At 64.2% G+C, this 11967-nt stretch carries 12 protein-coding genes; 10 read left to right on the forward strand and 2 right to left on the reverse strand.

What is annotated here, in order from left to right:
* The first annotated feature begins 55 nt into the window (after positions 1–55).
* The 6 genes from FA85_RS18805 to FA85_RS18830 all read left to right on the forward strand — a co-directional run bounded on the left by FA85_RS18805 (position 56) and on the right by FA85_RS18830 (position 5832).
* Complete coding sequence (locus FA85_RS18805; RefSeq protein WP_036113978.1) at positions 56–316, forward strand: lipopolysaccharide assembly protein LapA domain-containing protein; 261 nt, start codon at positions 56–58, stop codon at positions 314–316.
* Positions 313–1485 (forward strand): lipopolysaccharide assembly protein LapB, encoded by a 1173-nt coding sequence (gene lapB, locus FA85_RS18810; protein WP_036113976.1) that lies wholly within the window; start codon positions 313–315, stop codon positions 1483–1485. Before FA85_RS18805 ends, lapB begins: the two co-directional genes overlap by 4 nt.
* Positions 1482–2516, forward strand: coding sequence for an MraY family glycosyltransferase (locus tag FA85_RS18815; RefSeq protein WP_051943736.1), 1035 nt, complete (start codon positions 1482–1484; stop codon positions 2514–2516). Before lapB ends, FA85_RS18815 begins: the two co-directional genes overlap by 4 nt.
* Positions 2503–4401 carry a polysaccharide biosynthesis protein gene (locus FA85_RS18820; protein ID WP_036113973.1) on the forward strand — a complete coding sequence of 633 codons (1899 nt, stop codon included), beginning with the start codon at positions 2503–2505 and terminating at the stop codon, positions 4399–4401. Before FA85_RS18815 ends, FA85_RS18820 begins: the two co-directional genes overlap by 14 nt.
* A complete protein-coding gene (locus FA85_RS18825; RefSeq protein ID WP_036113970.1) occupies positions 4398–5273 on the forward strand; it encodes a UTP--glucose-1-phosphate uridylyltransferase in 876 nt (291 codons plus the stop codon). Before FA85_RS18820 ends, FA85_RS18825 begins: the two co-directional genes overlap by 4 nt.
* Positions 5274–5427: 154 nt before the next feature.
* Positions 5428–5832, forward strand: a complete 405-nt coding sequence (locus FA85_RS18830; RefSeq protein WP_036113966.1) for a DUF2628 domain-containing protein — start codon at positions 5428–5430, stop codon at positions 5830–5832.
* A gap of 120 nt (positions 5833–5952) precedes the next feature.
* On the opposite strand, the gene FA85_RS18835 is transcribed toward FA85_RS18830, so the two are convergent.
* Entirely contained in the window at positions 5953–7536 is a 1584-nt protein-coding gene (locus FA85_RS18835) for an amidase (RefSeq protein WP_036113962.1), read from the reverse strand.
* Positions 7537–7636: 100 nt separating this feature from the next.
* Here FA85_RS18835 and FA85_RS18840 point away from each other — a divergent pair, with 100 nt between their 5' ends.
* Positions 7637–8341 carry a c-type cytochrome gene (locus FA85_RS18840; RefSeq protein ID WP_036113959.1) on the forward strand — a complete coding sequence of 235 codons (705 nt, stop codon included), beginning with the start codon at positions 7637–7639 and terminating at the stop codon, positions 8339–8341.
* Between the two features lie 4 nt (positions 8342–8345).
* Positions 8346–9566 carry a cytochrome c gene (locus FA85_RS18845; protein WP_051943735.1) on the forward strand — a complete coding sequence of 407 codons (1221 nt, stop codon included), beginning with the start codon at positions 8346–8348 and terminating at the stop codon, positions 9564–9566.
* Here the strand turns inward: FA85_RS18845 and FA85_RS18850 are convergent.
* Complete coding sequence (locus FA85_RS18850; protein WP_036113951.1) at positions 9542–10072, reverse strand: mismatch-specific DNA-glycosylase; 531 nt, start codon at positions 10070–10072, stop codon at positions 9542–9544. The two genes, FA85_RS18845 and FA85_RS18850, sit on opposite strands and share 25 nt — an antisense overlap.
* 71 nt (positions 10073–10143) lie before the next feature.
* On the opposite strand from FA85_RS18850, the gene FA85_RS18855 reads away from it, so the two are divergent.
* Positions 10144–11262, forward strand: a complete 1119-nt coding sequence (locus tag FA85_RS18855; protein WP_051943733.1) for a mechanosensitive ion channel family protein — start codon at positions 10144–10146, stop codon at positions 11260–11262.
* Positions 11263–11379: 117 nt separating this feature from the next.
* Positions 11380–11934 (forward strand): DUF1003 domain-containing protein, encoded by a 555-nt coding sequence (locus FA85_RS18860; RefSeq protein ID WP_036113949.1) that lies wholly within the window; start codon positions 11380–11382, stop codon positions 11932–11934.
* Positions 11935–11967 lie beyond the last annotated feature (33 nt).

The raw sequence follows: 11967 nt of genomic DNA on the forward strand, positions 1-11967 counted from the left end.
ATGAAAGGCCAACTGCGCCGCACCATCGCGTTCACGATTCGGGTACAGTCCGGGAATGCGCCTTCTTGTCATACTTTTCCTATTGCTTTTCGTCGCCGTGGGCGTCGTGTTCGGTGCGCTGAACGCCGATCTCGTGACCTTCGATTTCGGCTTCGCCAGAGCCTCCCTGCCCAAGGGCGGCACGATCCTCGCCGCCGTGCTCGTGGGCTGGATTCTGGGCGGACTTACCGCCTGGCTCGGCACGTCGTTCGCCCATCGGCGCCTGCGCCGTCGCGAGCGCAAGGAACGCAAGGTAGGCAGCGCGACGACCGCATGAATCCGATCTGGTTGCTGGCGCTCGTTCCGCCCCTGGCCTTCGCCAGCGGCTGGTGGTTTGCCCGGCGTACTCATACGCGACGCTCCGGCGAGCGAGTCAATGAGCTTTCCTCCGATTACTTCCGGGGCCTGAACTACCTTCTCAACGAGGAGCAGGACAAGGCGCTGGAAGTGTTCCTGCGTCTGGCGGAGTACAACCGGGACACGGTCGAGACCCACCTCGCGCTGGGTAACCTGTTCCGCAAGCGCGGCGAGGTGGATCGGGCGATTCGTCTCCACCAGCACCTGGTATCCCGGCAGGGTCTTTCGGACGAAATGAAGACGGTGGCCTTGCTCGAGCTGGGTGAGGACTACATGCGGGCGGGCTTGCTGGATCGCGCTGAGACCCTGTTTTCCGATCTGGTCGCGATGGATGCGCTGGCACCCTCGGCCCTCCGGCATCTGATCGCGATCTATCAGCACGAGCGCGAATGGCATAAGGCCATCGACCACGCGCGTCGGCTCGAAACCATGACGAGCGAAGATGAGTCGGCGATGATCGCGCAGTTCTACTGCGAGCTGGCCGAACAGTCGCGACAGCATGGCGCCCGTACCGAAGCCCGCGAGTACATCCGCGAAGCGTTCGCCTGCCAGCAAGACTGCGTACGGGCACACATGATCGCGGGTCGTCTTTCGTCGGAAGACGACGATCTTCCGGGTGCCATCGGCTCCTACGAGGCCGCCATCGCCGCCGACATCGCGTTCGTTCCCGAGATTCTGCCGCCGCTGCTCAACTGCTACGCGCGTTCCCAGCAGATGGACCGCGCCGAGACCTTTCTGCGCGAGATCATGGAGCGCTATCACGGTATCTCACCGGTGCTGGCTCTCACCCGTTTGTACGAGGGAAGGGACGGCGAACGGACGGCCATCGACTTCCTGACCGGGCAGCTGCGCAAGCGTCCGTCGGTGCGTGGCCTGATGGCGCTGATCGACGCGACCATGGACAAGGTCTCCGGCGAGGCCCGCGAGAACTATCTTATCCTGCGCGACCTCACCCGCAAGCTGCTCGAGGGGCAGGCGATGTATCGCTGCAGCCGCTGCGGCTTCGGCGCCAAGGCCCATCACTGGCAGTGCCCGAGCTGCAAGAGCTGGGGTACGGTCCGGCCCATCCATGGCGTCGCCAACGAATGACGCCCGTCATCAGTATCGGTCCGACTCTCGTCGCCTGTGTCCTGGCCGCGTTCGTCGTCTCCTTCGCTTCGGTCCGCGCCACGATTGCCTATGCCCATCGACGCGGCATGCTCGACGAGCCGGGGCGCCGGCGCTCGCACAGCATCCCGACCCCTCGCGGGGGCGGCATCGGCATCGTGCTCGGCGCTCTGGCGGGCATGCCGGCAGGACTGCTTTTGTTGCCTGTCTCGCCAGGGGCTGCGACGGTTGGCGCCTTTTCCGTGGCGACGATCGCCATCGCCGGCATTGGCTGGCTGGACGATCACGGTTCACTGCCGATCAAGCCGCGCCTGTTGATTCAGCTGGCGGCGACCCTGCTGCTGTGCGTGGCCGTGGCATCGTCCACGGCAAGCCTGTGGTGGGCGCTTCCCCTGCTGCTGGCGGGCGTCTGGTGCGTCAACCTGCACAATTTCATGGACGGTATCGACGGTCTGGCCGCGCAGCAGGCCGTCTTCTTCGGTGCCGCCTCCGCCGCCCTTGCCTGGTCGGCCGGTAGCCCGGCCATTGCCGGTGCGGGGTTGGCCATGGCCGCGGCATCGCTGGGTTTCTGGTGGTTCAACCGGTCGCCGGCCCGTATTTTCATGGGGGACGTCGGCAGCGCCACCCTCGGCCTCATGGTCTTTGCCCTGTCGGCCATGCTCTGGGCCTGGCGCACGAACCTACTCTGGCCGGCGCTGATCTTCTCGTCGGCGTTCGTCATCGACGCGACTTTGACGCTGCTCGTGCGAATGCTGCGCGGTGCGCGCTGGTACACTCCGCACCGCGAACACCTCTACCAGTGGTTCGTGAGGCGGGGTTCGTCACATCGAAGGGTAGCCCTGGGCTACCTCGCATGGAACGTTCTCGTCTGCGTTCCCGTCGCATGGATCGCGTTCCGCTACCCGGCGGTGGCGCCCGTGTGTTTCGGGGCGACATACGTGTTGGGGGCAGCGGTCTGGCGTACTGGCAAGCGTTACGGCTTGCGTCGAAGGGAGCGACATGTTTCTGCGTAAGTTCATCGGCATCATTCATCCACGTACGGCGGTCGTCGCGCACGACCTGGCCATGGCGGCGCTCGCCTGGTGGATTGCAAAAACGCTGCGCTATGCGCTGATGCCGGATCTGGCACCGGTCTCGTACCTGCCGATGGAATTCCCCATCGTGTTGCTGGTACAGGGTGCGGTGTTCAACTGGACAGGCCTTTATAAAGGTGTCTGGCGCTTCGCCAGTCTGCCCGATCTCTGGAACATCATCCGCGCGACCGTCATCGGCGCCCTGATCATCGGCCTGGCCATGGTCATGTACGCGCGCCTCGACGGCGTGCCACGCTCGGTCCTGCTCGTCTATCCGGTCGTGCTGGTGGTGCTGCTTGGCGTCCCACGCCTCAGCTACCGCTTCTGGAAGGACAGCCGTATCGACCTGTTCCAGTCGGCGCCGACCAAGCGTGTGCTTATCGTCGGTGCCGATCGTGCGGGTGAGGCGCTGTCTCGCGACCTGCGTCGCGACAGCCGCTACAGCGTCATCGGCTTCGTCGACGACAACCTGGCCCTGCGCGGCGCGCAGATCGGCGGCATCCCCGTGCTGGGCACCGTCGACCAGCTGGCCGAATTGTCGAAGGCCGTCGCGGTCCAGATGCTGCTGATCGCGGTACCGGGCGCCACGACCGCGCAGATGCGTCGCATCGTCGCCTTCTGCGAAAGCACGGGCCTGCCATTCCGTACGGTGCCCCGCCTCGAGGACGTCGTCGCCGGTCGTGCCCAGTTCAACGAGATCAAGGAAGTCGCCATCGAGGATCTTCTCGGCCGCGACGCCGTGGAACTCGACTGGACGGCCATCCGCGAGAACATCAGCGGCGGTCGTGTGCTGGTCACCGGCGGTGGCGGATCGATCGGTTCGGAGCTTTGCCGTCAGGTCGCGCGCCTGGGCGCCGCCTCACTGACCGTGGTCGAGATGTCCGAATACAATCTTTATCGGATTGGTCAGGAGCTGACCTCGGCCTACCCGGAACTGATCTTCAACGGCGTGCTGGCCGATGCCCGCGATGCCACGGCGATCAATCGCCTGTTCCAGGAGACACAGCCGCAGATCGTCTTCCACGCGTCCGCCTACAAGCACGTGCCCATGTTGCAGGGTCAGCTGCGCGAGGCGTTCCGCAACAACGTGCTCGGCACCCGCGTGGTAGCCGACGCCGCCGTGCGCTGTGGTGCCGCATCGTTCGTGCTGATCTCCACCGACAAGGCGGTCAATCCGACGTCGGTGATGGGCGCCTGCAAACGCATGGCGGAAATCTGGTGCCAGAACCTCGCGGCGCATACCTCTACACGTTTCATTACGGTTCGCTTCGGTAATGTTCTGGATTCCGCCGGTTCGGTGGTCCCATTGTTCCGCCGGCAGATTCGCCAGGGCGGTCCGGTGACGATCACCCACCCGGAGATCTCGCGCTACTTCATGACCATTCCCGAGGCCTGCCAGCTGATTCTTCAGGCGGCGACCCTCGGCAAGGGTGGCGAGATCTTCGCGCTCGACATGGGTGACCCGGTGAAGATCCGCGATCTGGCTGAACAGATGATCCGTCTGGCAGGCAAGCGTCCCGGCTCTGACATACAGATTGTTTATACGGGTCTTCGCTCGGGTGAGAAGCTGTTCGAAGAATTGTTTCACCCGTTGGAGAATTATACGAGCACGACCCACGCGAAGATTTTTCAGGCGCAGCATCGCCAGGTCTCGTGGGAAATGCTTCAGGTTCAGCTGGCCAGGGCCGAGGAGGCCGTGGCGGCGTTCGATGAAGAAACCCTGCGTCGGTGCGTGTCGCAGCTGTTGCCTTCGTTCCGCTGGAGCGAGCCGCAGAGCGACAACGTGCTGCCGCTACGCCGCAACGAAAGTGGAGACATCGCATGACCCAACCCCTGCGCAAGGTCGTATTTCCCGTCGCTGGCCTCGGTACGCGCTTCCTCCCGGCGACCAAGGTGGTGGCGAAGGAAATGCTGCCGGTGCTCGATCGGCCGTTGATCCAGTACGCCGTGGACGAGGCCGTGGACGCCGGTGCCGACACGCTGGTGTTCGTCACCAACCGTTACAAGCACGCCATCGCGGACTACTTCGACAAGGCTTACGAGCTGGAAGAGAAGCTGGCCGAAAAGCACAAGGATGAGCTGCTGGAAATCCTTCGCGGCATTCTTCCGCGTCACGTGCGCTGCGTCTTCGTGACCCAGCCCGAAGCTCTGGGTCTGGGCGACGCCGTCGCGCGTGCCCAGGCTGTCGTCGGTGACGAGTACTTCGGCGTGGTGCTGCCGGACGATCTGATCTGGTCGCGTGGCAAGGGTGCGCTTCGCCAGATGGCCGAGGCGGCTTTCGAACACAAGGCCGGCGTCATCGCGGTGGAAGACGTTCCTGCCACCGACACCGACAAGTACGGCATCGTGGATGCGCTGGAGAAGGTCAACGACCGCACCACCATCATCAAGACGATGGTCGAAAAGCCGAAGCCGGAAGACGCTCCGTCGACGCTGGGCGTGGTCGGCCGTTACGTGCTGCCGCCGCAGATCTTCGATTACCTGAAGAACACGCGCCCGGGCGCAGGTAACGAAGTCCAGCTGACCGACGCCATCGCCAATTACCTCAAGGACGAAGGCAAGGTGCTCGCCTATCGTTTCTTCGGCGATCGCTACGACTGCGGTAACAAGGCGGGCCTCGTGCGCGCGACGCTGGCCATGGCGATGGAAGATCCGAAGCTCGCCCCGATCGTCCGCGAGTTTGCCAACAAGCCGTAAGGCGACGTCGGTACCCGCACACAAGCCCGCACTCCTGTGCGGGCTTTCTTTTTTGTGCGCACCGGAACCGCGATTGCATCGTTACGTAACGCCGTTACGTGCGTAACATCCCGCGATCGCGCATCCCGCGCGGCATCCCATCAGGAGTTAAATCATGGCGGAAGCCGAATTTGTCAGCGACCCGAGCCTCAACGCGAAGTGGAATACGCGCTTCGCTTTCTTCGAGCGTTTCGGCGGTCCCAGTTCTCCGCAGTACAAGGCGGAGCTGAAGAAGCTTCCCTTCAGACAGAAGCTCATCGTCAACGGTAACTTCTTCGCGTTCTTCTTCGGGCCGATCTACTTCTTCATTCTGGGTCTCTGGAAGAAGGCCCTGGTGATCCTCGGTCTCGAAGTCGCCATCATCATCGCGCTGATGATCTTCAATGCACCCGATGGTTTCTACCGCGGCGTCGGCACGGGTTTCAACGTGTTCTACATGCTGGTCGCCAACTACGCCTACTACCTGAAGCGGGTGAAGGGTCAGGACAACTGGAGCCCGTTCGAGGGCATGCGTCTCTGACGACGGACGTCTGCCGCTCCCGGCAGGATCCAGCCCTGCTGGCGATGGGTGCTTGCGACAGGGCCCATCGCCGACAAGGTTGGCTCCCTCCAGAGCCATGGCATCGGCAGGGTTGCTGGCTTACTTGACCGGTAGCGTCGGCAGGAACTTCGGGCGCTGGTAGGCCTGGGCTTTTTGCTCGACGCCGTAAGCAATGCCGATCAACGTCGGCTCGCTCCATTTCGTGCCGAAGAAGACAACCCCCACGGGTAGCTCGTGCGCGAACTCCACCGGCAGGGTGATCGACGGATACCCGGCGATGGCCGCGGGAGCGGAAACCCCGCCAACGGTAGGATCGCCGCTGACCACATGGTCGCCAAGCACCAGATCGTTGACGAACGCCGGGCCCCAGCTCGGCGCGAGCAGGGCGTCGAGATGGTCTTTTGCCAATGCCGCATCGATGCCTTCCGGACCCGCGAGACGCTGGTTGCGATCGCGCATCTCGATGTACTTCGGATCGGTGGTGTCGCCCTTGTCCTGCGCCTGCAGGAACAGTTCCTGCCCGAACCACGGCATCTCCTTCGCGGCTTCGCGATTGTTGAACGCGATGAGGTCGGTGAGGTTCTTCATCGGCTGATCAGGCCGGCTGGCGAGATATGCGTCGATCCCGTGTTTGAACTCATAAAGCAGTACGTCGATCTCGTGTTCGCTCAGTTCCTTCAGGTGAGGGATCTCGACGTTGTCGACCACCGTCGCGCCTTGTGCTTTGAGTAGCGCGATGGTGTGTTCCAGCGCGCGATCCGCGTTCGGCTCGATACCCGCCAGCTGACGCACCACGCCGATGCGCTTGCCACGCAGCGCATTCGGATCGAGGAACTTCGTGTAGTCGGTGGCGTGCTTGTCCGCATCCTTTGTGGCGGGGTCGCGCGGGTCACTGCCGGCGATGGCGCCGAGCACCGCCGCCGCGTCGGCCACGCTGCGTGCCATCGGCCCCGCGGTGTCCTGGCTGCTGGAGATGGGGATGATGCCGGTGCGGCTGACGAGGCCTACCGTGGGCTTGATGCCGACCAGTCCCGTCATCGACGCAGGGCAGATGATCGAGCCGTCGGTCTCACTGCCGATCGCCACGGTAGCGAGGCCTGCCGCGACGGCGGCGCCTGAGCCCGCGCTGGAACCGCAGGCGTTGCGGTCCAGGACGTAGGGGTTGAGGGTGAGGCCGCCGCGCCCGGTCCATCCGCTGGTCGCATGGTTGGAGCGCATGTTGGCCCATTCGCTGAGGTTGGTCTTGCCGAGGATCATGGCACCGGCCTTGCGCAGCTTCGCCGCCACGGCGGAATCGTGAGGCGCGGGCTTCGTCGCCAGGGCCAGCGAGCCAGCCGTGGTGAGCATGCGGTCGCCGGTGTCGATGTTGTCCTTCAGCAGGATCGGGATGCCCGCCAGCGAGCCTTTGCGCGGCGCCTTGCCGGCGATGGACAGTGCGTCCGGATTGACTTCGAGCACGGCGTTGATCGACGGCCCGGCCTTGTCGAGCGTCTCGATACGATGGAGGAAGAGTCGGGTCATGCCCGCCGGCGTCAACGCACCCGTGGCATAGGCTTGCCGCAGGGTCGCGATGGAGGCGAAGGCGTCATCGTCACCGGCGTCGCGCGCTTTGGCTGCACCGCAGCTCGAACTGAGTACGAGCGCCGCGGCGAGCGCGGCCGGCCTGATCCCTACATGCTGCATATGTCTTTTCCCCCTGGCGACGCGGTGATGGCTGAGGCCAATCTACCCCAAGTCGCGCGTGGCTATACTGGCCCGATGCCTCGTCAGCCAGGGAGTGCCCATGCGTCGTCTCCTCAGCCGGTTCGCCGCTGCCGCTATCGCCTGTTTCGCCATATCCGTCGGGGCGGAGGACGCGCCGACCGTACCCGACACGCTGCTGCAACGCATCGCGGCATGCACGAGCTGCCACGGAGTGCACGGGGAGGGTGGCGACAACGGCTTCAACCCACGACTCGCCGGCAAGCCGGCGGGCTACCTGCACCGGCAGATGCAGGATTTTCAGAAGGGTCTGCGTCACTACCCGATCATGGAGTACACCGTCGCTCCGCTGAGCGACGAATACATGCGCGAGATCGCCGACTACTTCGCCGCGCAGCAGGTGCCTTATACGAAGCAGCCGGCCCCCGCGATGTCGCCCCAGGCGACCGCACGCGGGGAGGAGCTGGTGACGCGCGGTGACCCGGCGCGCGGCGTGCCTGCCTGCATGGCGTGTCACGGCGCCAACCTCACGGGCGTGCAACCCGATATTCCCGGGCTGGTAAATCTGCCGTACGACTACATCAGCGCGCAGCTGGGTTCCTGGCGTACGAATACCCGCAACACCATCGCGCCCGACTGCATGGCGACGATCGTCAGTCGCCTCAGCGATGCCGATATCAGCGCGGTGTCGGCATGGCTGGCGACCCGGCCGGTCCCTGCGGACGCGCATGCCGAGGTGGCGGGAAGTGTGACCCCACCCATGCGCTGCGGCGTGCTCGGAGGCTGAGTCGATGACGCTGACGATCCGACTCATCGCTTTTCTTGCCCTGGCCCTCGCGACTGGCGTCGCCCCGGCCAGCGACATCATCGAACGAGGTCGTTACCTTACCCTGGCCGGTGACTGCGCCTCTTGCCACACGACGCGCGGCGGGGCGCCGTTTTCAGGCGGACGGGTGATCGGTACGCCGTTCGGTGCGATCCCCGCACCTAACCTCACGCCCGACCGGGACACCGGCCTCGGTGCGTGGAGCGCGGACGATTTCTACCGTGCGATGCACAACGGGAAAGGGCACGACGACCGCTCGTTGTATCCCGTCTTTCCCTTTACGTCGTATACGAAGGTCACGCGTGCCGACACCGATGCCATCTTCGCTTACCTGAAATCGCTGCCGCCGGTGAAGCGCGCTTCCATCGAGCCGATATTGCGCTGGCCTTACAGCATGCGGTCGCTGATCGCTTCGTGGCGGCTGCTGTATTTCGACGAAGGCGAGTTCGTCCATGACCCGAAGCGGTCCGCCGCGTGGAACCGCGGCGCTTATCTGGTGCAGGGCCTTGGCCATTGCAACGAGTGTCACGCGAACCGCAACGCGTTCGGCGCGATGGTGTCGGAGCCGTATCTTGCCGGAGGCATCATTCCGGTACAGAACTGGTACGCGCCGGATCTGTCGATGGGCCCCAACGGCGGGCTGGCGGGATGGAGCGAAGCCGATGTGGTCGCGCTGCTGAAGACCGGACGCTCGGCGAAAGGTACGGCGTTCGGGCCCATGGCGGAGGTGGTTTTGCAGAGTACGCAGCACCTGACCGACGACGACCTCGCCGCGATGGCGACGTACCTCAGGTCATTGCCGGAACGCGATCCTCCCGCGCAACGCGAGTCGGCCGCCAACGCTCGCGATCTCGCACGCACCGGTCAGAAGGTCTACGTCGAACAATGCGCGGACTGTCATGGCGTCGACGGTCATGGCAAGGGCGATGCGTACCCGCCGCTCGACCTTAACGCTTCGGTGACCGAACCTACGGGTATCAATGCGATCCGCATGGTGCTGAGCGGTGGATTCGCTCCGGCGACGCGCGACAATCCACGCCCGTATTCGATGCCACCATTCTCGCAGAAGCTCAGCGACGATGACGCCGCCGCGGTGGTGACCTATATCCGCCAGGCCTGGTCGAACAAAGCGGCGTCGGTGTCGCCGAATGACGTGCGCGCTTACAAGTCGACGCCGGGCGGCTGAGCACGCACGACGTCCGCCAGCTCCTGCCACAGACTGATGTCCCAGGAGCGGCGGGCCTGTCCGGAGGGCGAAGGCAAGACGAACACCATGGTGTCGCCGATGTTCGTTGGCTGTCGCCCGTAGGTCGCCTGCCTGCCGAGTGCATGGCGTCCGGCATGCTTGCTGGTAAAGGCAAGTACGCGGGGAGCGAAGCGAAGTACCTTGGCACGCAGCGCGTCGATATCGAAAGCCTCCCGCGGCAGCTCGTTGTCGTTGCCGAAGTGAAATTTCGACAGGTCGGTCAGGCCGATACCGAAGCCCGGCATCGACGGATATTCGGACGGTGCGAGCAGGCGCGGCGTCAGACCGACCGCGTGCACCGTGCGCCAGAACATGTTGCCCGGATGCGCGTAATAGGCATGCTCCCGTGCCGACCGCGTACCCGCGGCGGTGCCACAGAACACCAGAGCGAGCCCCGGTTCCAGGACATCGGGGAGCACGAAAGCAGGGTTGTCGGCGGCGGTCATTTCGTTACTTTACCTTTACATTGCTGCGTCACAACAAAACGTGGACATCCGGGGGCTTAGGCTGGGCTCCCATGAACTTCTCCGACTGGATGCCCGATCTCTCGCATCCGTGGACACGTTTCGCGCTGACCGTCGTGGTCGCGCTGGCGGTCGCGGGTCTCCTTCGCCGCGCCGTCGACATGGTGCTGCGTCGCTTCGCCCTCCGCCATCCGCGTGGGGCGAGCATCATCGCCCGCGCCAAGGCGCCTATGGATGTGATCGTGCCGCTGGCGATGCTGCTGCTGGCCTTCCGCGGGGCGCCCGACGAGCCCGCGCGCCTGATCGACGGCATGGAGCATGTCATCGCGGTCGTGCTCATCGGGGCCTGCACGTGGTTTCTGGTCCGCTGCATCGGCGCGCTGGAAGCCACCGTATCGCGCTTCAACCCTATCGATCTCGAGGACAACCTCCGCGCTCGTCGCGTGCAGACGCAGGTGCGCGTGCTGTCCCGTACCGGCATGGTCGTCGTTATCGTCCTCGGCCTCGGCGTTGCCCTGATGACGTTCCCGGTCGTGCGCCAGTTCGGGGCCAGCCTCCTGGCATCGGCGGGTCTGGCCGGGCTGGCGGTCGGTCTCGCTGCCAAGCCGGTGCTCGGCAACCTGATCGCCGGCATTCAGATCGCGCTGACCCAGCCGATCCGCATCGACGATGTAGTGATCGTCGAAGGGGAGTGGGGAAGGATCGAAGAAATTACGAGCACGTATGTCGTGGTGGCCATCTGGGACGAGCGGCGGATGATCGTGCCGCTGCAGTATTTCATCGAAAACCCGTTCCAGAACTGGACGAGGACCAGCTCGCAGATCCTGGGTTCGGTCATGCTCTGGTTCGATTACGGTATTCCGCTGGACCCGCTTCGCGACGAGTTGCAGCGCATCTGCAAGGACGCCGACGAATGGGACGGTCGTGTCATCGTCCTGCAGGTGGTCGACGCCAGTGACAAAGCGATGCAACTGCGTGCATTGGTCAGTTCGTCGAATTCGGGCAAGTCGTTCGACCTGCGCTGCAAGGTTCGTGAGGGACTGATCGCCTTCGTCAGGCGTGAATTCCCGGAGTATCTGCCGCGCCTGCGCGGCGAACTCGAGAGCGAGCTCCGCGGTGTCGACGCCGCATCGCCCCCCTTCGCCAGCAAGCTGGCGAACGTACGCCGCTAGCGATCGACGGTTGTGTCGGAGCGGCCTTGGTCGCGACCCCCATCGCCTAAGCCCCCACCGTGATAGCTTTCCCGGCAAGAACCCCGTGCCGTCAACGCATCACGCCAGGAGCCCCCGATGGCAGCTAACGAACACCCTCACGAACACGCCGCTCAGCACTGGTTCGCCAAGGGCCTGAACGACCTGGGCCACGCCGAACGCCGCCTGATCGACCGACTCATGCAGCGCAAGCTCGTCGCCGAGAACGTCAACGACGTCTTCGGCTCGGACATGACCTTCGGCGAGCGCCTCGCCGACAAGGTGTCGCGGTTCGGCGGTTCGTGGACCTTCATCATCGTGTTCGCCGTGATCCTGGCATCCTGGACCGGCTTCAATTCGTGGATCCTGCACGCGCCATTCGATCCCTATCCGTACATTTTCCTCAACCTGCTGCTCTCGATGCTCGCCGCCATCCAGGCGCCCGTGATCATGATGAGTCAGAACCGCCAGGCCGAGAAAGACCGTCTCGACGCCGCCAACGATTACAAGGTCAACCTCAAGGCCGAGATCGAGATCATGGGCCTGCACGAAAAGATCGACCAGATGCGTACCGATCAGCTCGAGCGCATGCTGATGAAACAGCAGGAGCAGATCGACCTGCTGCTTAAGCTGGTCCGCGAGCGAGACGAGTAAACGAAAAAAAGCCCGGCAATGGCCGGGCTTTTT

This window comes from Luteibacter mycovicinus, from assembly GCF_000745235.1.
GTDB classification, from domain to species: Bacteria; Pseudomonadota; Gammaproteobacteria; order Xanthomonadales; family Rhodanobacteraceae; genus Luteibacter; species Luteibacter mycovicinus.